This is a genomic window from Rhodobacter sp. 4.3.4, assembly GCF_058724655.1.
Map to the genome: position 1 here is coordinate 1570123 of NZ_CM178967.1, position 23203 is coordinate 1593325.

At 64.8% G+C, this 23203-nt stretch carries 23 protein-coding genes; 9 read left to right on the forward strand and 14 right to left on the reverse strand.

Going from position 1 to position 23203, the window contains the following annotated elements:
* Window positions 1–12 precede the first annotated feature (12 nt).
* Window positions 13–1251, reverse strand: a complete 1239-nt coding sequence (locus AC4PTB_RS07610; RefSeq protein ID WP_492192411.1) for a urate hydroxylase PuuD — start codon at window positions 1249–1251, stop codon at window positions 13–15.
* A gap of 131 nt (window positions 1252–1382) precedes the next feature.
* On the opposite strand from AC4PTB_RS07610, the gene AC4PTB_RS07615 reads away from it, so the two are divergent.
* Entirely contained in the window at window positions 1383–1868 is a 486-nt protein-coding gene (locus tag AC4PTB_RS07615) for an ureidoglycolate lyase (RefSeq protein WP_492192412.1), read from the forward strand.
* Window positions 1869–1872: 4 nt separating this feature from the next.
* On the opposite strand, the gene feoB is transcribed toward AC4PTB_RS07615, so the two are convergent.
* Both feoB and AC4PTB_RS07625 read right to left on the reverse strand, forming a co-directional pair.
* Window positions 1873–3744 (reverse strand): ferrous iron transporter B, encoded by a 1872-nt coding sequence (feoB, locus tag AC4PTB_RS07620; RefSeq protein ID WP_492192413.1) that lies wholly within the window; start codon window positions 3742–3744, stop codon window positions 1873–1875.
* A gap of 5 nt (window positions 3745–3749) precedes the next feature.
* On the reverse strand, window positions 3750–4049 hold the full coding sequence (locus AC4PTB_RS07625; protein ID WP_492192414.1) for a FeoA family protein: 300 nt from the start codon (window positions 4047–4049) through the stop codon (window positions 3750–3752).
* Window positions 4050–4678: 629 nt separating this feature from the next.
* Here AC4PTB_RS07625 and AC4PTB_RS07630 point away from each other — a divergent pair.
* The 8 genes from AC4PTB_RS07630 (at window position 4679) to AC4PTB_RS07665 (ending at window position 11367) form a co-directional block, all read left to right on the forward strand.
* Window positions 4679–5521, forward strand: coding sequence for a fumarylacetoacetate hydrolase family protein (locus AC4PTB_RS07630; RefSeq protein WP_492192415.1), 843 nt, complete (start codon window positions 4679–4681; stop codon window positions 5519–5521).
* Window positions 5518–6915: an aldehyde dehydrogenase family protein gene (locus AC4PTB_RS07635; RefSeq protein WP_492192416.1), complete on the forward strand. Its 1398-nt coding sequence runs from the start codon at window positions 5518–5520 to the stop codon at window positions 6913–6915. The genes AC4PTB_RS07630 and AC4PTB_RS07635 overlap by 4 nt, the downstream gene beginning before the upstream one ends.
* Window positions 6916–7050: 135 nt before the next feature.
* Complete coding sequence (locus tag AC4PTB_RS07640) at window positions 7051–8508, forward strand: hypothetical protein (protein ID WP_492192417.1); 1458 nt, start codon at window positions 7051–7053, stop codon at window positions 8506–8508.
* A 74-nt stretch (window positions 8509–8582) separates the two neighbouring features.
* A complete protein-coding gene (locus tag AC4PTB_RS07645) occupies window positions 8583–9473 on the forward strand; it encodes a DMT family transporter (protein WP_492192418.1) in 891 nt (296 codons plus the stop codon).
* A gap of 153 nt (window positions 9474–9626) precedes the next feature.
* A complete protein-coding gene (rpsF, locus tag AC4PTB_RS07650; RefSeq protein WP_492192419.1) occupies window positions 9627–10052 on the forward strand; it encodes a 30S ribosomal protein S6 in 426 nt (141 codons plus the stop codon).
* A gap of 17 nt (window positions 10053–10069) precedes the next feature.
* Window positions 10070–10297, forward strand: coding sequence for a 30S ribosomal protein S18 (rpsR, locus tag AC4PTB_RS07655; RefSeq protein ID WP_013067733.1), 228 nt, complete (start codon window positions 10070–10072; stop codon window positions 10295–10297).
* A 12-nt stretch (window positions 10298–10309) separates the two neighbouring features.
* Complete coding sequence (gene rplI / locus AC4PTB_RS07660) at window positions 10310–10882, forward strand: 50S ribosomal protein L9 (protein ID WP_492192420.1); 573 nt, start codon at window positions 10310–10312, stop codon at window positions 10880–10882.
* 251 nt (window positions 10883–11133) lie between these two features.
* Window positions 11134–11367, forward strand: coding sequence for a hypothetical protein (locus tag AC4PTB_RS07665; RefSeq protein ID WP_492192421.1), 234 nt, complete (start codon window positions 11134–11136; stop codon window positions 11365–11367).
* A gap of 60 nt (window positions 11368–11427) precedes the next feature.
* Here the strand turns inward: AC4PTB_RS07665 and tig are convergent, their stop codons facing one another.
* From tig to AC4PTB_RS07720, 11 genes are all read right to left on the reverse strand, one after another.
* Complete coding sequence (gene tig, locus AC4PTB_RS07670) at window positions 11428–12762, reverse strand: trigger factor (RefSeq protein ID WP_492192422.1); 1335 nt, start codon at window positions 12760–12762, stop codon at window positions 11428–11430.
* Window positions 12763–12986: 224 nt separating this feature from the next.
* Window positions 12987–14126 (reverse strand): glycosyltransferase, encoded by a 1140-nt coding sequence (locus tag AC4PTB_RS07675; protein WP_492192423.1) that lies wholly within the window; start codon window positions 14124–14126, stop codon window positions 12987–12989.
* 112 nt (window positions 14127–14238) lie between these two features.
* On the reverse strand, window positions 14239–15228 hold the full coding sequence (locus AC4PTB_RS07680) for a phage head spike fiber domain-containing protein (RefSeq protein WP_492192424.1): 990 nt from the start codon (window positions 15226–15228) through the stop codon (window positions 14239–14241).
* The gene (locus AC4PTB_RS07685; protein ID WP_492192425.1) at window positions 15225–15494 is read right to left on the reverse strand and encodes a spike base protein, RCAP_Rcc01079 family; all 270 of its coding nucleotides are present in this window, start codon (window positions 15492–15494) and stop codon (window positions 15225–15227) included. Before AC4PTB_RS07685 ends, AC4PTB_RS07680 begins: the two co-directional genes overlap by 4 nt.
* Window positions 15495–15546: 52 nt before the next feature.
* Window positions 15547–16848 carry a hypothetical protein gene (locus AC4PTB_RS07690; protein WP_492192426.1) on the reverse strand — a complete coding sequence of 434 codons (1302 nt, stop codon included), beginning with the start codon at window positions 16846–16848 and terminating at the stop codon, window positions 15547–15549.
* Window positions 16849–16941: 93 nt separating this feature from the next.
* A complete protein-coding gene (locus AC4PTB_RS07695) occupies window positions 16942–17775 on the reverse strand; it encodes a hypothetical protein (RefSeq protein WP_492192427.1) in 834 nt (277 codons plus the stop codon).
* Window positions 17772–19073, reverse strand: coding sequence for an oligosaccharide flippase family protein (locus AC4PTB_RS07700; protein WP_492192428.1), 1302 nt, complete (start codon window positions 19071–19073; stop codon window positions 17772–17774). The genes AC4PTB_RS07695 and AC4PTB_RS07700 overlap by 4 nt, the downstream gene beginning before the upstream one ends.
* Complete coding sequence (locus tag AC4PTB_RS07705; protein ID WP_492192429.1) at window positions 19066–19989, reverse strand: hypothetical protein; 924 nt, start codon at window positions 19987–19989, stop codon at window positions 19066–19068. Before AC4PTB_RS07705 ends, AC4PTB_RS07700 begins: the two co-directional genes overlap by 8 nt.
* 125 nt (window positions 19990–20114) lie before the next feature.
* Window positions 20115–21059 (reverse strand): GDP-L-fucose synthase, encoded by a 945-nt coding sequence (gene fcl, locus AC4PTB_RS07710; RefSeq protein ID WP_492192430.1) that lies wholly within the window; start codon window positions 21057–21059, stop codon window positions 20115–20117.
* Window positions 21056–22177: a glycosyltransferase family 4 protein gene (locus tag AC4PTB_RS07715; RefSeq protein WP_492192431.1), complete on the reverse strand. Its 1122-nt coding sequence runs from the start codon at window positions 22175–22177 to the stop codon at window positions 21056–21058. The genes fcl and AC4PTB_RS07715 overlap by 4 nt, the downstream gene beginning before the upstream one ends.
* Before the next feature lie 264 nt (window positions 22178–22441).
* Entirely contained in the window at window positions 22442–23131 is a 690-nt protein-coding gene (locus tag AC4PTB_RS07720) for an FkbM family methyltransferase (protein ID WP_492192432.1), read from the reverse strand.
* Between the last annotated feature and the right edge of the window lie 72 nt (window positions 23132–23203).

Genomic DNA, 23203 nt, shown 5'->3' on the forward strand with positions numbered 1-23203 from the left:
TCCGAGCGGTGGTCAGTTCCGCGCCAGCTCGGCTTCCGCCCCGGCGCGATACCAGGCGCGGATCGCGGCGCGGTCCTCGGGCGTCATGACATTCGCTGCGCCGGGCGGCATCGCCGTCGTCAGCCCGGCGAAGATGAAGACGGGTTCCGCCGCCCGCGCCACCGCCTCGGGCGTGTCGAGAAGCAGACCTTTCGGCGCGGCCAGCATCCCCTCGTAGGCCGGTTCGCGCGTGTGGCACATGGCGCAGTTCGCGGTGACAAGGCTTGCGACCTCATCAAACCCCGGGGCTTGGGCAAACTGCAAAGCCGTGCCGGAAAGCGCCGCCTCTGCCTCGGGGGTGTCCTTCGGGCCAAGGGTCGACAGCCAGACGCAGAGGCCAAAAAGCAGCAAAGTCGCCGGGATCGTCCAATACGGCGCTGGCTTGCGCGCGTGGCGGCTGTTGAACCAATGCCGGATCGTCACCCCCATCAGGAAGACCAGCGCCGCGATGACCCAGGCCCAGCTCGTCGCAAAAGCAAGCGGCGCGTGGTTCGACAGCATGAAGAACACCACCGGCAGCGTCAGGTAATTGTTGTGCATCGAGCGCAGCTTGGCGATTTTCCCGTATTTCGGATCGGGGGCGCGGCCCGCCATCAACTCGGCCACCACGATCTTCTGGTTCGGAATGATGATCAAAAACACATTCGCCGTCATGATCGTGGCGGTATAGGCGCCCAGATGCAGAAAGGCGGCGCGGTCGGTGAATATCTGCCCATAGCCCCAGGCCATGCCGGTCAGCGCCACGAGCAGAGCCGCCATGAAAGCCACCGGGTAATTGCCCAAGGGCGATTTGCAGGCGGCATCATAGATCAGCCAGCCCAAGCCCAGCGAGGCCGCCGAAAGCGCCATGCCCTGCCAGGGCGCCCAGGCGATCTTGGCCGGATCGATCAGGAACAGATCCGCCCGGTGCCAATAGACGAGCATCAGCAGCGCCGCGCCAGAAAGCCATGTGGCATAGCTTTCCCATTTGAACCAGGTCAGATGCTCGGGCATCCGCGCGGGCGCGACCAGATATTTGCGGATGTGATAAAAGCCGCCGCCATGCACCTGCCATTCCTCGCCCGCGGCGCCCTTGGGCAGATCGGGGGCAGAGCGCAGCCCGAGATCAAGCGCGATGAAATAGAAGGACGAACCGATCCAGGCGATGGCGGTGACGACATGCAGCCAGCGCATCGCGAATGTGGCCCAGTCCCAGATCAGTGCGGCATCCATGCATATCTCCTTTCGCTCAGGCTAGCGGGGCGCGGGCGGCGTCTCCAGCGCAAAAGCGACGGGGCGGCGTCGCCCCTTGCACTTGCCCGATTTTGCGCCTTTCCTGCGCGGGGATGGCTGCGGAGGAAGCGATGGACCGGCTGAAGATCGAGCCCCTGACGGCCGAGGCCTTCGCGCCTTTCGGCGATCTGATCGACGTGCTGGGGCCGCCCGACCGGCTGATCAATGCCGGGCTTTGCGGGCGCCATCACGATCTGGCGCGGCTTGATTTCGATGCCGAGGGCCGGGCGGGGATTTCGCTCTTCGCGGCGCAGGCGCGGGCGCTGCCCCTTGTTCTGGATCTGCTCGAGCGTCATCCGCTGGGCTCGCAGGCCTTTCTGCCGCTGGATGGTGTGCCGTTTCTGGTCTGCGTGGCCGAGGATGCGGGCGGCGTGCCGGTGCGGTTGCGCGCCTTTCTGACCGTGCCGGGGCAGGGGGTGAATATCCTGCGCAACTGCTGGCATGGGGTGCTGGCGCCGATCGGCGCCCCCGGGCGTTATGCCGTGGTGGACCGGATCGGGCCGGGGGCGAATTTGCAGGAATATCCCCTGCCGGTGCCGGTCCTGGTCGAGGGCTAGCGCCTCAGCCCCAGCCGAGCGCCACCGCCAGATGATAGGTGACGAAACACGCCACCCAGGCCAGGGCGAACATGTAGGCAACCGTCACCCACATCCATTTGCCCGATCCCGTCTCGCGCCGGATCACCGCCAAGGTCGAGATACATTGCGGCGCGAAGATGAACCAGACAAGGAAGGAAAGCGCCGTGGCAAGGCTCCATTGCGCCGAAAGAAGCGTGCCCAGCACCGCCTCGCCGCCGCCCCCGGACACGGCGTAAACGGTGGCCAGCCCGGCCACGGCGATCTCGCGCGCCGCCATCGCGGGGACGATCGCCACCGCCATCTGCCAGTTGAAGCCGATCGGCGCCAGGACCGGTTCGAGCAATTTGCCGATCCCGGCGGCGAAGCTGTACAGGATCGCCGGTTCGGTGGCGCCCGCGGGCGGTTGCGGGAAGCTGGCAAGCGCCCAGATCACCACGGTCATGGTGAAGATCGTCGTGCCCGCGCGTTTGAGGAAGGCCGAGGCGCGGGTGAGAAGCCCGATCAGCACCGAGCGCGGCTGCGGGATCTTGTAATCGGGCAGATCAAGCATGAAGGGCGGCGAGGGCTCGCCGCGCGCGAAAACGAACTTCGCCGCGGCGGAAACGGCCAGCGCCGAGACGATCCCCGCGCCGTAAAGTCCAAACATCACAAGCCCTTGCAGGTTGAAGATGCCAAGGATCGAACGCGCCGGAATGAAGGCCGAGACGATCAGCGTATAGACCGGGATCCGCGCCGAACAGGTCATCAGCGGCGCCACAAGGATGGTGGTCAGCCGGTCGCGCGGATTGTCGATGACGCGCGTCGCCATGATGCCCGGAATGGCGCAGGCGAAAGAGGACAGCAGCGGGATGAAGGCCCGGCCATGCAGCCCGGCGCCGCCCATGATCCGGTCCATCAGAAAGGCCGCCCGCGCCATGTAGCCAAGGTCTTCCAGAAGCAGGATGAACAGGAACAGGATCACGATCTGCGGCAGGAAGATCACCACCCCGCCGACGCCGCCGATCACCGCATCGACAAGGAAACTTTGCACCAGCCCCGCGGGCAGATGGGCGCGGATCAGATCGGCCGCGGCGCCGAAACTGGCGTCGATCAGATCCATCAGCGGCGCGGCGCCGCTGAACACCGCCTGAAACATCACGAACAGAAGGCCAAGCAGGAAAACCAGCCCGAAGACCGGATGCAGCAGCAGCCGGTCGATGCGATGGGTCAGCGTGTCATGTTCGGGCGGCAGCGTCACCGCGCGGGCGATCAGCCTGTCGGCGGCACGGTGGCTGAGCCGCAGATCGGCCGCGTCAGGCGGCGCCCAGAGGTTCGGTCCGGCTTCGGGCACGCCCTCGGCCAGCGTCGCGTCGAGCGTGGCCAGAAGCGCGTCCAGCCCGCCCTTGCGCACCGCGGTCGAGCTGACGACCGGCACGCCCAGTTCCGCCTGCAACGCGGCGCGGTCGATCTCGATCTTCCGGTGCCGGGCAATGTCGATCATGTTCAAAACGACGATCATCGGCAGGCCGGTCGCCACCAGCTCCATCGCCAGCCGCAGCCCCGAGCGTGGCGCGACGGCATCGACGACGACCAGCATCAGCTGCGGCGCGGGTTCGGCCGGATGGCGGCCAAGGACGACATCGCGCGTCACCGCCTCGTCGGGCGAGCGCGCGCGCAGGCTGTGCGTGCCGGGCAGGTCGGTCAACGCGATGCGCCGCGCGCCGGGGGTGGTAAACAGGCCCAGCTTGCGCTCGACGGTGACGCCGGCATAGTTGCCGACCTTTTGTCGCGCGCCGGTCAGCGCGTTGAACAGCGAGGTCTTGCCGCAATTGGGCGGCCCGACAAGGGCGAGGCGGTAGAGATCGGGTGCGGGCATCGGGCTCAGGATACGAGAATCGCCATCGCCTCGCGGCGGCGCAGCGCGACAGTGGTGCCATTCACCCTTACCGCGATCGGGTCGCGCCCGAAAAGCCCCTCATGCAGGATCGTCACCCGGGCGCCCTCGATGAAGCCAAGCTCGATCAGGCGCCGCTCCATTTCCGCCGCGGGCAGGCTGACGGAATGATCGGTGGCGGCGATGTGGAAGACCTGACCCGAATAGCCCTTGTGCAGCACGCCCAGCGGTCGGTGTTCGGCCAGAGGACCCGCCATCGGCTGCGGAAATTCGGACGGGTTCAACATCACTGCGGTCCTTGCGGCTGAGTCGGGAAGATCCCGCCTTGCGTGGCGCGATCATTCCCAGTCCGCTCCGAAGGGTCAAGGCATAGCCGTCCTGCCCGGCCGGGCATGTGCCGCGAAACCCTTTCGGCACCCGGCCTGATGCCGCGCGAGACGGTCGAACAGGGGCGAAAACGCTTGCGGGCGGGCAGCGACAGGGCGTCGCGGTGGCACGGGCGGCGGCCTTCGGTGCGACGGGGTTCCTTGGTGCGGAACCGGCCGCCGCGCAGGGGGCCACGAAAGCCACCGGCTGCGGCAGCCGCGCCCGGATCTGCGGCCAAGGCCCGTCCCATCCTTTTGATTTTCCACGACATGCCGCCTGTCCTTGAGGGGGGCCTGCCGCATCCGTCTGCGCCGTCCGGGGCGGTGGTGGTGCGGGATCGGGCCTGCGGCGCCTGCGCTGCCCGATGCGGTGGCGCAGAGGGCCGGCGCCCGGGCGCCCGAGACCCCCGCCGCTGCAGGCCTGCGACAAAAAGCATCACCTCTGGCCCGGGGCGGCCCCGGGCTTTCTCTTGCTCTGGCCCCGCCGCCTATCGCAGATTGTGCGTCTGGCCGATGCGACGAGACGGCAGATTGGAATATCGGGAGTTGCGATGAAACTGGTTCGCTTTGGAGAGAAGGGCGCCGAGAAGCCCGGTCTCCTGCACGTCGACGGCACGATCCGTGATCTGTCGCGCGTGGTGCGTGATATCGACGGCAAGGCGCTGAGCGAGGAAGGCCTGTCGAAACTGTTCTGGACCGATGCGGGCAAGCTGCCGATCATTCCCGAGGGGGTGCGTCTGGGCGCCCCGGTTGCCGGGACGGGCAAGCTGATCGCGATCGGTCTGAACTATGCCGATCACGCCGAGGAGGCCGGGCTGACCGTGCCGCCCGAGCCCGTCGTCTTCATGAAGGCGACCTCGGCGATCTGCGGCCCCGATGACGATGTCGAGGCGCCGCGCGGCTCGGAGAAGCTCGACTGGGAGGTGGAGCTGGCTTTCGTGATCGGCACGCGGGCGAAATATGTGGCCTTGGAAGACGCGATGGACCATGTCGCGGGCTACATGATCTGCAACGATGTCTCCGAGCGCAGCTTCCAGATCGAACGCGCGGGGCAATGGGTCAAGGGCAAGAGCCATGACAGTTTCGCGCCGCTGGGGCCGTGGCTGGTGACGAAGGACGAGATCAGGGACCCGCAGGCGCTTGATCTGTGGCTCAATGTGAACGGCGTGCGGCGGCAGACCGGAACCACGGCAACGATGGTCTATGGTGTTGCTTTCCTTGTGCATTATCTGAGCCAGTTCATGACGCTGGAGCCCGGTGACATCGTCACCACCGGCACGCCGCCCGGCGTTGGCATGGGGATGAAGCCGCCGAAATTCCTGCATCCGGGCGATGTGGTCGAACTGGGCATCACCGGGCTGGGCAGCCAGCGGCAAGTCGTGGTGCAGGCATGAGCGCCGCCGCCGGGGCTTTCGCGCGTCTGAGGGCGGGCGATGCCCGGCGGCGGACCGAGTTCACCGTGCCCAGGCGCCGCGCGGTGCTCAAGCGGCTGGCGTCCGAAATCCGCGCCCGCGAGGCCGAGATCATGGCGGCCTTGGCTGCCGATCTGGGCAAGCCCGCGGTCGAGGTGCGGATTTCGGAAATCATCCCGATCCTGTCAGAGATCCGCCACACCTCGCGGCATCTGAAGGCTTGGGCCCGGGTGCGGCGGGTGGCTCCGACGCTCTCGATGATCGGCACCCGCGCGACGATCCGGCCCGAACCCAAAGGCACGGTGCTGATCATCGCGCCCTGGAACTATCCGCTTTGTCTGGCGCTTGGCCCCCTTGTCAGCGCGATCGCGGCGGGCAATGCGGCGGTGGTGAAACCCTCCGAACTGGCGCCCGCCACCTCGGCGCTGATCGCGAAACTCGTTGCCGCCTGCCTGCCCGAAGATCTGGTCACTGTCGTCGAAGGCGGTGTCGAGACCGCGACCGAGCTTCTGGCGCTGCCCTTTGATCATATCTTCTTCACCGGCTCGCCCGCCGTGGGCAAGGTGGTGATGGCGGCGGCGGCGAAGACGCTCGCCTCGGTCACGCTGGAGCTGGGCGGCAAGTCGCCGGTCATCCTTGGCCCCGATGCCGATCTGAAACAGGCGGCGCGGATGGTGGCCTGGGGCAAGTTCCAGAACGCCGGGCAGACCTGCATCGCCCCCGATCACGTCTTCGTCCCCCGCGCGCAGGAAGAGGCCTTCACCAAGGCGCTACGCGCCGAGATCGCGCGGATGTATGGCGCGCGCCCGCAGGCCTCGCGCAGTTTTGCCCGGCTGATTGGCGCGAAACATTTCGAGCGGCTGCGCGGGATGGTCACCGAGGCTGTCGGCCATGGCGCCACCCTGATCGCGGGCGGCGAGGCCGAGGCGGCCAGCCGCTATCTGGCGCCGACTGTGCTGGCCAATGTGCCCGCCGATGCGCGGCTCATGCGCGAGGAAATCTTCGGCCCCGTCTTGCCGGTGATCGCCTATGACGATCTGGACGCTGTTCTGGCCGGGATCGAGGCGGGGGAAAAGCCGCTGGCGCTTTATGTCTTTGCCCGCGACCGGCGGCTGATCGCGCGGATCTGTGCCGCCACGACCTCGGGTGCGGTCGGCGTGAATGTGACGCTGGCGCATTTCCTGCATCTCAATCTGCCCTTTGGCGGGATCGGCCATTCGGGGCTGGGCGCGGCGCATGGGCGCTGGGGCTTTGCGGCATTTTCGCATGAAAAACCGGTGCTTGAGAACCGTTTTGCGGTGCTGGACCCGTTGATGCCGCCCTATGGCAAGCTTGCCACCCGGCTGGCGCGGATCGTGCAGGCGCTGGTCGGCTGAACTCCCCTGAATGCTGCAACTGCGAAGGTGACTTTGCTGCAGAGCAGCGCTACACTCAACCTGCGCGATACCGCCGCCGGACCTGAATCGGCGGGGCGCGGGTGAAACTGGTGTGCATGCCTGCAGGGGGACTCGATGACAGAGCCGACGCCGAAGGATCAGACGCAGCAGGAGGCGGCCGCCAATCCGGCCGCGCCAGACACGGATCAGGCCGCGCTGGCCGCCAAGCAGGCGGCCGCGAAGGAAGCGGCCGAGAAAGAGGCTGCGGCCAGGGAGGCTGCGGCCAAGGAAGCCGCAGATCGCGCCGCGGCAGCTGAGGCGGCAGCGAAGGAAGCCGCCGCGAAAGAGGCTGCCGCAGAGGCCGCCCGCCAGGTTGCGGCGAAGGCGGAGGCCGCGCAGCGGGAGGCGGCGAAGGCCGCTGCCCGGGAGGCCGCCGCCAGGCCGAAGCCCGCCGCGGCGCCGAAAGCCGCGACCGGCCCGAAATCCTCTGCCAAAGCCGCCGCCGAACCGGTCGTGGAAAAGGTCACGCGGACCTCGGAAACCGAGGTGGCCTTTGCGCTTGGCGGGCTGGCGGGCAACAATGCGCATGGGGCAGGGTTCCTGCAGGCGGCGCTGGAAGGGGGCGTGCATCCGCGGATGATTTCCTGCACCTCGGGGCAGATCTACTGGGTCTGGCGCTATCTGCAGGCGCTGGCGGGTGGCGAGAGCCTGGAAACCCATCTGGCCGAGCAGATCGAGACCCTGCAGCCCTTTGGCCAGCGCGACGCCGATCTGATGCATATGGCGCTGTTTGGCAAAAGCGGGGTGTTCCGGCCGTCGCTGTTCGAATGGCCCTTTGACGTGATGCAAAACCTTGCGCGCAGTCTCGATGCGGTCTCGCGCGCGGGGGGAGAGGTGTTCTGGCTCAAGGAGATGATGAGCCTGACCCCGGCGCGCACGCTGGTGCCGCTCTTCCCCGACAGCTTTTTTGAGCAGATCGCGCAGGCCTTCAACGACACCGGGATCGGCATTCTTTTCAATGCCTATGACCCGCGCGAGGGGATCGAATATGTCCATGCCAACCCCTCCGCGCTGGCACAGCTGGGCATTGCCCCCGGCGGCCGCAAAAGCTGGCGCAGCCGCACCATCTATACCAAGATCACCGCGCAGGCGGTGCGCGACGGGCTTTGGCTTTACGAATACGGCTTCGAGGGCGGGCAGGAGGGCGGTTTCGGCGCGCTCGATGGCGCCTATTACCGGCCGGTGCTTTTGTCCGAACTCTCCTGCGCCCGCACCATCCATGTCGTGCGGCCGGTCAACCGCAAATGGCTGGGGCCGCTGCCCGACAGCAAGCTTTCGCTCGAGGACATGAAGACCGAGGTCGCGTTCAACGGTATCTATGCCGCCGAGCGTGACCGGATGCTGATGGTCAACCGCTGGATCGCGGCGGGGATCCTGCGCGATCCGCGCTTTGCCCCGATCGAGATCTATGAGATCGAGATCGAGACGCAGCGCAGCTTCTTCGACTATGTCTTTGAAAGCATGGAGGTGTTCGAAAACGCCCGCGAACAGGGCCGCGAGGCGTTTTCGGGCGGGCTGGCCCCGGCTGAATAGCCCGCCCGCTTGCCCCGCCCCCTTGCCCCCGCCGCCATTTCGGCCCAAACCAAGGCAAAGCGCGGGAGGCGGGCATGGGCGAGACGAAGGGCGGCTGGAAACTTTGGGCAGTATTGGCGCTGCCGCCGCTGTTCTGGGCGGGCAACTTCATCGTTGCCCGCGCCTCGCGCGGCGAGTGGCCGCCGATCGCGCTGTCCTTCGGGCGCTGGTCGATCGCGCTGATCGCGCTTTTGCCCTTTGCCTGGCCCTGGCTGCGCCGGGACTGGCCGCTTTACCGGCGCTATTTCGGGCGCATCCTGCTGTTGACGCTGCCCGGCGTCGCGGCCTTCAACTCGCTCGTCTATTGGGGGCTGCAGACCTCGACCGCGACGAACGGGATGCTTTTGAATTCCACCATTCCGCTGCTGATCATGGCGCTGGGGGCGCTGTTCTGGGGCCAGAGGCTTGGGATTTGGGCGATCCTTGGGCTGATCGTCTCGACGCTTGGGGTGGCGGTCGTCATCTTGCAGGGCTCGTGGGAACGGGCGGCGGCGCTGGATTTCGCGCGTGGCGATCTGATCATCTTCGCCGCGATGGTGGCCTGGGCGCTTTACACGATGGGGCTGAAGACCTTCCCCGCCGAGGTGAACCGCATCGGCCTGCTGGCGGTGCAGATCGCGCTGGCGCTGCCGATCCTTGCGCCGTTCCTGGCCTTCGAAATCGCCGCGGGCCGGGTGCCGGTCTGGACGCCGCCCTCGATCGCGGCGCTGGTCTATATCGGCATCGTGCCCTCGGTTCTGGCCTATCTCTTCTATACGAAGGCGGTGGAGCTGGCAGGCCCGGCGCGGGCGGGGCAGTTCATCCACCTGCTGCCGGTCTATGGCGCGATCCTCTCGGCGGTCTTCCTGCAGGAACCGCTGCACCTTTACCATGCGGCAGGTTTCGGGCTGATCCTGACCGGCATCGTGCTGGCGGGGCGGAAATAGCCGGGCTCCCGGGCGGGGATTTCGCTTGCATTGCGGGGGGGGAGCGCCTAGAAGGCCCGGACTTCCGCGATGACATGAACCGGCGACGCCTCTCGTGGTGGGCTGCGGAAGTTCTGGCCCCCTATGAAGCCGCCTTGTGAAACAGGAGCCTACATGCCGCTTTACGAGCATGTCCTCATTGCGCGTCAGGACCTTTCCAACGCGCAGGCCGAAGGCCTGATCGAACACTTCTCGACCGTGATCGGCGACAACGGGGGCAAGGTCCTCGGCACCGAATACTGGGGCGTGAAGACCATGGCCTACAAGATCAACAAGAACCGCAAGGGCCATTACGGCTTCCTGCGCACCGACGCGCCCTCGGCCGCCGTGCAGGAGATGGAGCGTCTCGCCCGTCTGCATGACGACGTGATGCGCGTGCTGACCATCAAGGTCGACGGCCATGACGAAGGCCCCTCGGTGCAGATGCAGAAGCGTGACGACCGTGGCGACCGCGAAGAGCGTGGCGACCGTGGCGATCGTGGCCCGCGCGGCGACCGTGGCCCCCGCGAAGATCGCGGCCCGCGTCCCGAGCGTCGTTGATCCGAGGAGAGTGACCCATGGCTACCAAACCCTTCTTCCGTCGCCGCAAGGTTTGCCCGTTCTCGGGCGATAACGCGCCGAAGATCGACTACAAGGACGTTCGTCTGCTGCAACGCTACATCAGCGAGCGCGGCAAGATCGTTCCCGCCCGTATCACCGCCGTCTCGGCCAAGAAACAGCGCGAACTGGCGCAGGCGATCAAACGCGCCCGCTTCCTCGCCCTGCTTCCCTATGCCGTGAAGTAAGGAGACCTGAACATGCAAGTCATCCTTCTGGAACGTGTGGCCAAGCTTGGCCAAATGGGCGACGTGGTGAAAGTGCGCGACGGCTACGCCCGCAACTTCCTTCTGCCGCAAGGCAAGGCGCTGCGCGCCAACGACGCCAACATCAAGAGCTTCGAAGCCCGCAAGGCGCAGCTGGAAGCCCGCAACCTCGAGACCAAGAAAGAAGCCGAAGCGGCCGCCGCCAAGCTTGAAGGTCAGAAGTTCGTGGTCATCCGCTCGGCTTCGGACGCCGGGGCGCTTTACGGCTCGGTCACGCCGCGCGACGCCGCCGAAGCGGCCACCGCGGGCGGCTTCTCGGTGGACAAGCGTCAAGTGGCGCTGAAAGCCCCGATCAAGGAGCTGGGTCTGCACGAAGTGCACGTGATCCTGCACCCGGAAGTCCAGGCGACGATCACCATCAACGTCGCCCGTTCGGCCGAAGAAGCCGCCATTCAGGCGGCCGGCAAATCGATCCAGCAGCTGGCGGCGGAAGCCGATGCGGCGGCGGAATTCGAAATCGCCGAGCTCTTCGACGAAGTCGGCGCTGCCGCCTCGGACGACGAATAAGACCCTTCCCCCGGGAAGTGTTGCAACCGCGCCCCTCGGGGCGCGGTTTTGTTTTGGCCGCATGGGTTTCGCGCGGCGGCGAAAAATGCACAAAATTTGACGAAACTGTTTCCCATTTTCGCCTGAATTACACCTCAGGGTTGCATGGCCCCGGTCGGGGCATGGTCAAGTGGTCACGAGTGGCAGGGGCGCTGCCCGGTTCCGGGCCCGGTTCCCGGATCGGGCGGCGCGGCACCTGCAAGGAGGAAGCGATGGAATTCAGGATTGCGGCGATGGTGCTGTTCGGGATGACCCTGAGCATTCTGCATGCCGAAGGCGATCGGCTGGGGGTGCTGGATCGGTTCTGGCCCGATTTCGGCCCGCGCACCCTGGTGCAGATCTCCGAAACCCCCGGCAGCGTGCGGTCATCGTTCGATCCGGTGGCGCTGCCCGAGCCGCCGGTGCCGCGCCCGGTGACGGCGCCCCGATTCGTCCGCGTCGAGTGAGGCCCGCGATGAAAAAGGCCGCCCCGAGGGGCGGCCTTTCCTGTCACTGTCCGGTGACGATCAGAGCTCGTCCAGCGCTTCGATGGCTTTTTGCAGCTCTTCCTTGCTGACCTCTTTCTCGGTCACGGCAGCGCCCGCGACGATGAAATCGATCACTTTTTCTTCGTAGAGCGGGGCGCGGATCTGCTGTTGCATCTGCGCATTGCCCTTGACGAATTCGAAGAATTCGCGCTCGTGGCCCGGGTATTGACGCGCCGCGGCCAGAACCGCCTGCGTCATCTCGGCGTCGGTCACTTCGATCTTCTCGTTGCGGCCAAGCTCGGCGAGCAGCAGGCCCAGACGCACGCGGCGCTCGGCCAGCGCCTTGTGCTCTTCGGTCGGCTCCACCGTGCCATGGTCATGGCCGTGGTGATCCGGGTTTTCCTCGTGCCAGAGCTGGTGCGCGATCTGACCGGCTTCGGCCTCGACCAGCGACGGCGGCAGATCGAATTTCACCTGCGCATCCAGAATGTCGAGCAGGGCGCGTTTCAGGATCGCCCGCGAGGCGCCCTTGTATTCCGCTTCCAGACGCGAGGCGACCTGGCCCTTCAGCGCTTCCAGATCGGCGGCGCCGAATTTCTTCGCCAGCTCGTCGTCGATCTCGGCCGGTTTCGGGGCCTTCACCGCATGGACGTGGCATTTGAAGGTGGCTTCCTTGCCCGCCAGATGCGCGGCGCCGTATTCGGCCGGGAAGGTCACTTTCACTTCCACATCTTCGCCCGCTTTCGCGCCGACGAGCTGATCTTCAAAGCCCGGGATGAACGAGTTCGAGCCGAGCACCAGCGGATATTCCTCGCCCTTGCCGCCTTCGAAGGCTTCGTCGCCGAGGAAGCCCTCGAAATCGATCACGACCTGATCGCCGTCCTTGGCCTTGCTGCCTTTCTTGCGGTCTTCGAAGGCCTGCGCCGATTTCGCCAGGTTTTCCAGCGCTTCGGTCACCGAAGCCTCGTCTGCCTTCACCACCAGACGCTCGAGCGTGACGGTGCTGCGGTCAAAGGCCGGGATCGGCGGCAGGGCTTCATAGGAAACGGTGAACACCGCGTCGGTGCCCGGTTTCCAGTCCTTGCCGTTTTCCATCTCGACCTTCGGCTGCAGCGCCGGACGGTCGCCCGATTGTTCGAGCAGGTCCTTGATCGCGCCATCGACGGAGTCGTTGAGCACATCGCCCAGAACCCGGTCGCCGAAGTTCTTGCGCAGCATCGCCATCGGCACCTTGCCCTTGCGGAAGCCCTTGATCTCGACTTCGGGCTGCACCTCGATCAGCTTTTCGGTGACTTTCGCATCCAGTTCGGCGCCGGTCAGCGTGATCGTGTAGCCGCGCTTGAGGCCTTCGTTGAGGGTCTGAGTGACCTGCATGGGGTTTCCTCTGGTTCGGGCGCGCCGAAAAGACGCGCTCAGGCAAATTTCAGCCGTCCTTCTAGGGGCTGGCGACCTTGCTGGCAAGGCGAAAAGCCGCGGCACGTGCAGGCCCCGATGGCTTTGGCGCGATCAGGCCCGGGCGCAGGGGCGAGGCGGTGGCCGGGCACCGGATGTCACCGCCGCGCGTCCCGTGCCGTGGAAGACCGGCAAGCGCCCGGCGGTCAGGCGCGGGGGGCTTGTGGCAACAGCTGCTGCACGGCGCTTGCGAAAGCGGCCACATCGCCCAGGGGCGCGCTGGCGCTTGCCCCGGCACACAGCCGTCGCCACAGCGTCTCGTCCTCGTCCAGCAACGCCATGAACCGCGCCAGGGCCTCGGGGTTGTCGGGCTCGAAGACAAAGCCGTTTTGCCAGTTGCGCACCAGCGCATCGCGCGCCCCCGCCACGTCCGAGATCAGCACGGGAAGGCCCATCGCCTGCGCTTCGATGACGACATTGCCGAACTGTTCTTCGATGCTGGGCAGGATCAACGCCAGCCCCTGCGCAAGCACGCGCGCCACGCCCTCGGATTGCAGGAAACCGTGAAAGACAACCCGGTCCGTGAGCCCGAGCGCGGCCACCCGAGACCGCAGCTCTGCCTCGCCCGCGCCCGAGCCGCACAGATGCAATTTGCGCGCAGATGCCGGGCGCAGGGCGACGTAGCGGGCAAAGGCGTCCAGCGCCATCGGCAGGTTCTTCTTCGGAACGAAACGCGCGACGATGATGAAATCACGCGCCCCGAAGGCCGTTCCGTCCGGTGCGGGGGGGGCTGCGGCAGCGGCCCGGATGCGGCTGACCGAAAGCGTGTTGTATTGCGCCACGACCGGACGCTTCCTCAGGCCAAGGAAGCGAATATATTCTGCGGACCGTCGTTCAGAGGAGATCGCGCCGTGATACGGGCGCATGAAGACCGATTTCAGCCACTCCCGAAAGACATTCCGGGGATAGTCGTCAAATTTCGAGCATCCCATCGTGAAGACCCGACGGCCGCTCAGGCGCAGGTAAAGGGCCAGACAAAGCACCTCGGGGCGTTCGTAATGGCACAGGAACCAACTGTCGGCCTGCAGCCGCCGTGCCGCGCCGATCAGGGCGCGCAGGCGGCCGAAGAAGCCGGGGATACGTTCGGCAAACAGCGTTTCCTTGCGAAAACTCTCGCGGCTTTCGCTGAGCCAGTCATAGGTTTCGTCGGTACGGCGAAACTCCAGCCCGATGCAGTCGATGCCGTCCCCCATCGCCTTTGCCACCGCATCCACCCGGTCGGCGTGCATCGGACCGAAATTGTTCCAGAAAAAAACGATACGCTGCACCGCGTCGCCTTGTGCCATTGCCGCCTCTCCAATCTCTGGCGAACCCGGAAGAACGGGGTTCAGGAATTCGCCGGGATGTTGGAGCAAATCCCGGTGAAGTGCAAATGGCATCGCCCGCGGCCGCAGCGGATCAGCGCAACACCAGCGCCCGCAGCCGCGGACGGGCAAGCGACGGCCACCACCCCGGCGAGACATTTTGCGCCTCGCGCGTCTCGCTGCTCAGGTCGTCATAGGTCAGGGTCACGGTGCAGGTGGCGGTGATGCCCAGAAGTCCGGCCAGATCGGCTGCGCGCGTCGCCGCTGCCCCCGCGGTGGCGACGTAGCTTGAGGCGCTGGCGCCGGTCTCAAGCTGCGCCCCCCAGGCATAAAAGCCCGAGCTTCCGTCCCCCGCGAAAGCCTGATCTCCGGCAAAAAGACCTGTGTTCGCCTGCAGATAAACCCCGTTCGTCGTGACCGCCGCGACCCCGGTCAGCGCCACGCGCCACCACCCGTTCGGCAGCGCGGTGACGGTGAAAGGCCCCGGTCCCGTGCTGACATAAGCCCCGGTTGTCAGATCGACCGCAAGCCGCGCGTTCAGCATCGAGCTGCAGTTGACATAGACATATCGCGTCCCCGCCGCCTTGAGGTAAACCGAGAACGTATAGGTTGTCCCCAGCGTCGGCGCGTGCATCTGCATGACCCGGTGCAAGCCGTTGCCCGCGGTGCTGACCAGCCGCGTTGCCGTCACCGACCCGTCCGGGGCCACGCCACTGTCTTCGGTGATCGTCAGCCGACTGCCGTCATTCGTCCAGGGCCACAGGCTCAGATCCTGCGAGCGCGGCAACAGGTTCGTCGCAGCGGCTTCCAGCAGCAGGCCGCGCAGGCTGCCGCTCAGCGGCGCATGATCGAAGCGCGGCACATGCGCCGCCGCGCCGACCAAAAGGCCCGCCGCATCGTGGCATGTCGCGCCGGAGGCGCGCGCAAAGCTCATCACCGCGCTGCGCGCCACGGCGACCCCGGCCTTGCGATAGTTCCCCGCGATGAAGTCGAGTTCCGCGATCGGCAGGCCGCCGATCCGGCGCGGCCCCTCGGGCCGCATCCGGAAGATCGATTGAAGCGACAGGTCGGGCACGTATTTCATGCCAGCACCAGGGCATGGATGCCGGTCGCGGTGGTTCCGGTGGCCAGCACGCGCACCACCCCCACGGGCAGATAGGAATAATCCGCCACGCTCAGCGCGCGCGTTTGCCCCGCCACGGTGATCAGCGCGAGGGTGCCGCCGCCCTGCACATAAAGCGAGGTCGCCACGGCGGCCAGATCGGTCGAATCGCTTGGCGTCACCGGCAGGATATCGGTCACCGGTCCTGCCAGCGAGGGTTCACGTTTCTTGAAGGGATTGGTGGTCATGGGCGCCTCTCGAGTGCGAAGGTTGATCCGCCGCGAGGCTGTTGGAACTTCGTTAAGAAGGCTTGAGGGGGGCGGGCGATGGAGGGATTTTGAGCTTTTCACCCGGAAAAAATGCAAAATAGATTAGTATTCCAAGGAATATAGATTTTTCGAGCTGTGTTGCAGCCGTCCCATCCAAGAAAAGAGTGGGGAAAAAAAGAAGGATTGCGAGTAGCCTTGTCGATCGCAGAGGTTTCTCTTCCGTGGAGAAGCTAGAGATTGCAGCCCACAGACCAGAAACCAGCATGATAAAGAAAACAAGCCAGCCGAAAGTGACGACGGAATATGCAAGCAGGGAATCTCGAATGAGGGAGACGTTGAACGCATAGTATTCGTCACCTCCCCAAATTGACCAGGTGACGAAATTCGAGTCGTTTATGATGCCGTTTGGCAGGATATAATACTCGAATTGTTCGAAGAAATAATTAATTCCTTCAACCCTGAGGGATTCGCTTCTGCCCATTGTTCCGGTGCCGGCAATGTATGACTGAAGCTCATTGAGCTTTGAAACCCCCTGAATGTATCTGCTTTCGGAAGAGTTCATGATCTCCCAGATTTTTCCACCGATTTCTGGCAGAAGCGGAATTGTTACAATGAAAAGCAAGAGTGCCAAGGCGGCATTCTTGTTCATTGAAACTGAAATGTTCATCCGCGAAAGCTGAATCTTTATGAAGTTCGTTGAGAAGAAATACAAGAAAAGAAGCAGGGAGAGCGCGGCATAGCCATAATTCTGCCGAACAAATGAAAGGGCGGCGATTCCGGAAACGATGAAGGCAGTTAACAGGCCAAGAGCGTATTTTCCCCGCAGCAGCAAAATTTGCACAAGTATTGGCAAAATGAAGAAGGGGATGGGAACTTTGGAGCCCTCATCGTCCTGCAATTTTAATAGTGCGCCGATGGCGAATAAAATCATGGCAGAGAAAAGAAAAATTAAAAAGAACTCAAGGGTTGCTTGCCCGCCATGTTTGCGTCTGACGGTCGAAGCTAGGGAAATTCCGAAGGCGAGACATATCAAACTACGGAGGCGCGCATAGGATTGGAAAATTTCGGTGTCATGTCGCAGCGCTCCCAATATTGCAAAGAAACCTGCGAAAAATACAAGAATCAAGAATTTCTTGGACTTGATCGCATCTAAAAATATCGCGCGAACCTTTCCGCGCGTAAAATAAAGTGCAACGGCAAAAATAGCGAAAAAAATCTCGGGGAAGAAATGACTGCCGATTCGGAAAAAGTATTTAGATGCGAGCATGTTGAATGGGATGGCAAAAGCCATGATCAACGCGCGGTCGGTTGCATTTGAAAAATAGATCGGCATCTCTTCATTTACTCCGCGCCGAAGTCTCGTCGAGACAGCGGCGGCACATCCAGCGGCAAATGCAGCCCTCTGCGGCGATCTCCGACAGACAGATCAGCCATGCCCTGCCTCCCCATCTGCCGCGCGCCGCGTCCGGAACGACCGCGCCCACAGCAGATACGACAGACAGCGCGCGGCAAGGCGCATTCGTGTTGCGGCGGTGTTGGTATAGGTTTTGCCCGACGACCCCGACAGCCCCTCGATGATCGGAGCGGGCCAGATCGTTACCGCGTCCGAGCTTTCCCCCGTCATCGCCTCGGCATAGGCATGTTCAAGATAATGCCCCGCGTTGTCGCGTACCGAAACGTAGCAGCGTGCCAATCGCTCGGAAAAGAAGGATTTTGACACGATGTAAAACCGCGTGTCGACATAGCTCACCTGACGGCGGCCGGACAAAAGGAACGCGGCCCGGCCATCGAAATGCCTTGCGCAGGCCTCGAAATTTGTGACCCATAACTTTCCCGTGCATTTTGCAAAAGCCGGGGCGTTTTTCAGGATCGTGCTCTTCTCAAGCGCATAGGAAATGATCTCGCCTTCTCCGTAGCCCTTGCCATAGCGCCCCACGGCCTCGGCATCATTTTGAAAAGACAGACATTCGATGGTCAGTCCCGGCCGATTTGGCAAGATATGCTGAACCGCCGCGGTGAAATCGAAATTCGATCCGTCACAGATGACGATCCTGCGCACGCAGGGCAGCATCGCCCAGTGTTTCACAGACAGAAGGATCGCCTCTTCGCGCCGGGCGGCATCGGTCAGCGCGGTCTGTTCCGCGGCGACATGGACAGCGGTCGTCAACAATATCGGAATGTCCGGGACGGTCGCCTTGCCCGGCAAAAGACGCGAAAATGGTTCGAGACGTTTTCCGATGCTGCGGCGCAAGGTTTTCATGTCGTGCCCTCCGTCAGCAGCCTTTCGTTCACCCATCTGATGTAAAGCCCCGCAGCGCCAATTCCCAGGGCGACGCCCGCCACCATGCCCCAGTCCCGCCCCGCCGTGCCCGCTGCCGCAAGGCAAAGCGTCATCACGGCCAGGGCAAGGACCGCGCTTTGGATATTGCCGCGCATCCGGCCAGAGGCCATGCCCAGAACAAAGGCCGGGGCGCCCAGCCCGTTGCACAGGAAACCCACCGCCAAAAGCGCGGCAAACAGGCTGAACTGCGGCTCCAGACGGCCCAGCCAAAGCCAGGACACCAGCGGCGAGGCCAGAACCACCGCCCCAAGCACAAGCGCCGTCACGGTCAGGCTGCGCCGCAACATGCGCTGATACAGATGCCGTGCCGCCTCGAGGTCGGAGGCCATCAGCCGGGTCAGCGCCGGCACCGAGGCCTGCACCCCCGACACCACCGCATTGCGCGGCAGGGCGATCAGCTTGTAGGCGAGTTCGAACAGCCCAAGCAGCTCAAGCCCGCCAAAGCGGCCCAGCAGGATCTTGGCAAAAGGTTCGAAAAACCCGTTCAGCAGGTTTGCCAATTGGGCTTTGACGCTGAACCCCAGCATCTCGCGCAGCACCGACAGCGAGGCCTGAACCGGCAGCAGCGGGCCGGTCCGCCCGGTGATCTGGCGCATGCCCCAAAGGAAGCCGCCCCAGCCGCCCAGCAGCATCAGGCCATATTGCGCGATCTGCCCCCAGGCCAGCGCCGCAAGGCCGATCTTGCCGACCAGGGGCACCACCACGACAAGTTGCAAAACCGTTCCCGCAACGCTCAGCCAGGCCGCCACATAGCCGCGGTGGATCGCCCGGAGCGCGCCAAGCGCCAGACCGGAGAGGTTTTGCAGCAGGAAACCCGCGAAGAGCAGCGGCAAGATCGCGCGCGCGATTTCCACGTCGGCCTCGCTTCCCGGGACGATATGGCGAAGGTTCGCCGCATAAAGCGCCCAGCCCGCCGCCGTCAGCAGCAGGAACAAGGCCGCATTCAGCACGAAAGCCGTGTCGATATGACGGCGCACCTGCTCGGGCTCCTCGGCCGGGTCGAGGGCTGCCGCAAAGCGCACCGCGGCGTTTGCCATCCCCACATCCCCAAGCCGGATGAGGAAGATCCAGGCCATCAGGTTGGACCAGAGCCCCACCGCCCCCAGCCCGCCATGCAGCACCACCAGCCGATAGCTGATGAAGGTTACCGCGATGGTCGCGGCAAAGGCGATCACTGATGTGACGACGTTGCGCCGAAGGTGGAACGGATCAGCCATCTTGGGCGTCGATCCCGGCCGTCGCATCGCGGCGCACAGCCAGCTGCAGGGCGTCGCTCAGCACCGCAAGGCTGCGTTCGCGGAACCGTTTCGCCGCGCGTCGTCCGCCCTCGGCATCGCCTGCGGGCAGGGCGCTCAGGCTCAGGGGGGCATCGACCGCGCCCTCGACGGCGAGACAGGGCCGCGCTTCCTGCCGACACAGGGCTTCGCTCAGCGATCCTGCGCGCACCACGACGGGGCAGCCGAACTGGACAGCGCGCCCCAGAATGCCCGAGGCCTGATCATAAGCGGGATCGTAGCAGCACCAGACGGCACTGGCTGCGGCATAGGCCCCCAAAATCTCGCCATCGCTGACAAAACGATCGACGACCAGCGCCCCAAGCTTTTCAAGCTCGGCCTTTTGCGCCGCAAGCGTCGGGTCGATCCGGCCCGCGACCACGATCTGCCAGCCCTCGGCCGTCAGCGCGCGGGCGGCCGCGGCCAGCCGAACGAACCCCTTGCCGCGCGATTGCAGCCCCAGCGCGACGAGCACCGGTCTGCCCGCTGCCGTCTCGCGGATCTTGCCGCAGAACGCCGCCGCATCGGCATCGGAACAGTCCTTGCCCTGTCGCAGCGCATCGATCACGGCGAAATCCCTGTCCTCCATATCCCAAAGCTGCAGATCATGGACCCAGCCATCCGCAACCGCGGCGAAATCCGGCCGCAAGGAAAAGGGGATGATGGTGAGGGTCGTCACCCGGGGCATCTTCTTGAGCAGTTTCAGCAGGTTGCGCTTGAGGCTCAAGCGCAGGCCGCCGCCATCCAGCGCCGGTCCGGGGCGAAACAGCAACCCCACCGTGCGCCGTCCCAGCAGCTGCCGGAGCAGCGCAGAGGCGACATAGCCCAGGCTGCTGTCTTCGACCATCAGAAAGAACATCGGGCCGCGGTGATGGATCTGCAGCCCCGCGCGGCACACCGTCCCCCCCCCAGAGCCGTTGCACGAAATCCTCGAAAGAGCCGCGATGGCCGCCCCGGGAGCCGCTGAAAAGGATCGGTTCCCCGTCAGACATGCTTCGCCTGTGCCTGCAGAAAATCCGCATAGGCATCTGCGATCCCCTCGGCCAGCGGCCTTGCCCGGTTCCAGCCCATGGCGTGCAGACGCCCCGAGTCCATCAGCTTGCGCGGCGTTCCGTCCGGTTTGCTGGCGTCAAAGCGCAGCTGCGCCGCGTAGCCCACGACCTTTGCGATGGTCTCGGCCAGTTCGCGGATCGTCACCTCGACCCCCGAGCCGACATTGACATGCGCGTCGCCGGAATAGTTCCTGAGCAGGAACACCAGCGCATCGGCCAGATCGTCGCAATGCAGGAATTCGCGCAGCGGCGTGCCCGAACCCCAGACCACCACCTCCTCGGCGCCCGAGACCTTCGCCTCGTGGAACTTGCGCAACAGCGCGGGCAGAACATGGCTGGTGTTCAGGTCGTAATTGTCGCCCGGCCCGTAAAGATTGGTCGGCATCGCCGAGATCCAGTCACGCCCATATTGCCGGCGATAGGCCTGCGTCAGCCTGATCCCGGCGATCTTGGCGATCGCATACCATTCGTTGGTGGGCTCCAGCGGGCCGGTCAGCAGCGCCTCCTCGGGGATCGGCTGCGGCGCAAGTTTGGGATAGATGCAGGACGAGCCCAGAAACAGCACGCGGCTGACATCGGCCTCATGCGCGGCCTGCAGCACATTCGCTTCGATCATCAGGTTCTGATACAGGAAATCGACCGGAAAGTCGTTGTTGGCCTTGATCCCGCCAACCTTGGCCGCCGCCAGCACGATCGCATCGGGGCGATTGGCCGCCATCCAGGACCGGACCTGCGCCTGATCGACCAGATCGACGACATCGCGCCCGGCGGTGATCACCTCGCAGCCCTCGACCGCGAGACGCCGCGCGACCGCGCCGCCCACCATGCCGCGATGCCCCGCAACCCAGATGCGCTTGCCCTTCAGATCGTAGCTCATTTTGTCCTCGTCGCAGTGTCGTTGTCCGGCCTCGTCGTCAGGCCGCCGAAAAGCGCAGCGATCGTGCGCTGCCCTTGCGTGATGTCCCGCGCATGCCGTTCCCGGGCGCTAACGCGCAGCTGCGCCCAGTCGGCCGGTCCGAAGCTCAGCAGTTTGTGCAGCGCGCCCTGCACGGCCGCGGCGAAATCGTCTTCCGCCGGAACCACGGCCAGACAGTTCCGCACCTGATCGCGGATCGCCCCGCGATCAAAGGCGATCACCGCCACCCCGCTGGCCAGCGCCTCGTAGATGACCGTGGGCTGCGCCTCGTGCCTGTATCGGGTGGGGAACAGAAAGATGTCAAGCGCATCGAAGAACCGCCGCTTGTCGGCGTCGTAAAGCGGACCAAGCCAGGTCAGGCCCCCCTCTGCCTGCGCGGTCATGACAAGCTCCTTGTCGCTTTCCGAACGGATGGGGCCCGCCAGCACCATGCGCAGCCGGTTTGCCGAGGCGTCGCGGTGCAACAGGCGGGCCGTTGCCACGAAATCATGCAGGCCCTTGTCGGCATCGAGATTGCTCAGCAGCCCAAGGGTGATCGGCCGCCCGGCCGGCGCCGGGGCGGGCGGCTTTTCACCCCCCGCAGGCACGAAGATCGCGTTGGGCAGGATCGCTGTCTGCAGCCCGTCCCCATAAAGGGCGCAAAAGCTCTCGCGCATCGCCTCGGCCAGAAACACATGCGTCAGGCGCGGCCCGCCGATCCGGCACAGCATCGCCATCAGGCGCATGTGGCGGTTGATATAGGCGTAGGAATGATGGTGCAGCGCCACGTTCAACCCGGCGCCCCGCGCCAGGGCGGCATGAAACAACGTGTAAAGCAGACCCCAGCCGGCGTTGCAGCCCAAAGACAGCTGGTGCTGGCCGCGCGCAGGGGCCCGCACCACCTGTCCGCCGGCGCGGAGATTGCGCAGGATCTGCGCGATATGGCGGAGCAGGGCAGGTTTCAGCGCCGAAGCCGTATTCACCCGCATGACACCGGGCGACGCCTCCAGCTGCGCCGCCAGCGCCCGCGTAATCTCGGCAAAGCCGTGCACCGGAGGGGGGAAGGGGCCGATCATCAGAACCGGAGATTTTTCAGGCATCGTCATCTCTCCCCGCAGATCGACAGACCGGAAAGCGTCGCCGGAACCCGCCACCAAAGCTGCACGCCCAAGCCGCCGCGCCCGCGCAACCCGGGCGGAACCCTGAAGGGCGAGAGATCCTGATAACGGGTCATTCCTGCGGGCCACCCGTCCTGAAGAAGCCTGCGCCGGATGGGGTCTTGCGAAGGCATACGTCTTTCGGGCAGCCGCGCGCAGCCGCCGGAAAACGCGCCTTTGCGGGGAATTGCCCGGCAATCAAGCCCCTCATTGCGCGGTGTCCCGGACGAAGGCATATTCGCGCCCGCCCTCGGAGACGTGATACAGCCGATATCCCACGCTCTGCAATTGCGCGACCGCGGCGAGCGTTTGCTGCGGGGTGCAATCGTGCATGCCATGATGGAATTCGACGCACAGCTGGTCGGGCAGGGGGCCGTTTTCAACGATGTCGGTAATGGCTGCATATTCCGATCCCTCGATATCCATCTTGAGCAGATCGATATGCGCAACGCCGATTTCCTGAACGATTTCCCGTAAGGCGCGCACAGGCAGTTCGACCGCAGCCGCATCGTGGCGTTTCGACGTGGCCGAGAAGGACACATGACCGGGATTTTCCGGTGCGGCAAAACGCAGGATTTCGGTACGATCCGAGAGACCGACCGGGTGAAAACGGAATTGCGGCGGCAAAGACTGGTGGCCCACCCAATCGCGTGACTTCGGTGTCGGGTCGAAGGCATCGACCCGACATCCGAAACGGTCGATCACCGCAAGATCGAAGCTGATGTCCTCGCCGACGCCAAAGCTCAGAACGCGGCTCCCGGGGGTCAAGGAGCCGTCGATGACCGGCCAGCCGCCGTAATCGCTGCCCAGAACCTGATAGCTCCGCGTCACCTCGGGGCGATGCAGCGGAGGACGAAAAGCCCGCTTGAGCTTGCGAAACAGCGTTTTTACGGACATGACCTTGGCTCTCCTTTTGGTTATTCGGATATGCTTCTAAGGTCAGTCGCGCGTCAGCCTGCGTTTGACCCC

Bases quoted from the DNA above. Each gene is read 5' to 3' on its own strand.
- AC4PTB_RS07640 (WP_492192417.1), top strand. From the start codon at position 7,051: ATGACAGAGCCGACGCCGAAGGATCAGACGCAGCAGGAGGCGGCCGCC.
- AC4PTB_RS07625 (WP_492192414.1), bottom strand. From the start codon at position 4,049: ATGTTGAACCCGTCCGAATTTCCGCAGCCGATGGCGGGTCCTCTGGCC.
- AC4PTB_RS07680 (WP_492192424.1), bottom strand. From the start codon at position 15,228: ATGAAATACGTGCCCGACCTGTCGCTTCAATCGATCTTCCGGATGCGG.
- AC4PTB_RS07700 (WP_492192428.1), bottom strand. From the start codon at position 19,073: ATGGCTGATCCGTTCCACCTTCGGCGCAACGTCGTCACATCAGTGATC.
- tig (WP_492192422.1), bottom strand. From the start codon at position 12,762: ATGCAGGTCACTCAGACCCTCAACGAAGGCCTCAAGCGCGGCTACACG.
- rpsF (WP_492192419.1), top strand. From the start codon at position 9,627: ATGCCGCTTTACGAGCATGTCCTCATTGCGCGTCAGGACCTTTCCAAC.
- fcl (WP_492192430.1), bottom strand. From the start codon at position 21,059: ATGAGCTACGATCTGAAGGGCAAGCGCATCTGGGTTGCGGGGCATCGC.
- AC4PTB_RS07645 (WP_492192418.1), top strand. From the start codon at position 8,583: ATGGGCGAGACGAAGGGCGGCTGGAAACTTTGGGCAGTATTGGCGCTG.
- AC4PTB_RS07635 (WP_492192416.1), top strand. From the start codon at position 5,518: ATGAGCGCCGCCGCCGGGGCTTTCGCGCGTCTGAGGGCGGGCGATGCC.
- AC4PTB_RS07705 (WP_492192429.1), bottom strand. From the start codon at position 19,989: ATGTTCTTTCTGATGGTCGAAGACAGCAGCCTGGGCTATGTCGCCTCT.
- AC4PTB_RS07685 (WP_492192425.1), bottom strand. From the start codon at position 15,494: ATGACCACCAATCCCTTCAAGAAACGTGAACCCTCGCTGGCAGGACCG.
- rpsR (WP_013067733.1), top strand. From the start codon at position 10,070: ATGGCTACCAAACCCTTCTTCCGTCGCCGCAAGGTTTGCCCGTTCTCG.
- AC4PTB_RS07675 (WP_492192423.1), bottom strand. From the start codon at position 14,126: ATGGCACAAGGCGACGCGGTGCAGCGTATCGTTTTTTTCTGGAACAAT.
- rplI (WP_492192420.1), top strand. From the start codon at position 10,310: ATGCAAGTCATCCTTCTGGAACGTGTGGCCAAGCTTGGCCAAATGGGC.
- AC4PTB_RS07690 (WP_492192426.1), bottom strand. From the start codon at position 16,848: ATGCCGATCTATTTTTCAAATGCAACCGACCGCGCGTTGATCATGGCT.
- AC4PTB_RS07615 (WP_492192412.1), top strand. From the start codon at position 1,383: ATGGACCGGCTGAAGATCGAGCCCCTGACGGCCGAGGCCTTCGCGCCT.
- feoB (WP_492192413.1), bottom strand. From the start codon at position 3,744: ATGCCCGCACCCGATCTCTACCGCCTCGCCCTTGTCGGGCCGCCCAAT.
- AC4PTB_RS07695 (WP_492192427.1), bottom strand. From the start codon at position 17,775: ATGAAAACCTTGCGCCGCAGCATCGGAAAACGTCTCGAACCATTTTCG.
- AC4PTB_RS07630 (WP_492192415.1), top strand. From the start codon at position 4,679: ATGAAACTGGTTCGCTTTGGAGAGAAGGGCGCCGAGAAGCCCGGTCTC.
- AC4PTB_RS07610 (WP_492192411.1), bottom strand. From the start codon at position 1,251: ATGGATGCCGCACTGATCTGGGACTGGGCCACATTCGCGATGCGCTGG.
- AC4PTB_RS07665 (WP_492192421.1), top strand. From the start codon at position 11,134: ATGGAATTCAGGATTGCGGCGATGGTGCTGTTCGGGATGACCCTGAGC.
- AC4PTB_RS07715 (WP_492192431.1), bottom strand. From the start codon at position 22,177: ATGCCTGAAAAATCTCCGGTTCTGATGATCGGCCCCTTCCCCCCTCCG.
- AC4PTB_RS07720 (WP_492192432.1), bottom strand. From the start codon at position 23,131: ATGTCCGTAAAAACGCTGTTTCGCAAGCTCAAGCGGGCTTTTCGTCCT.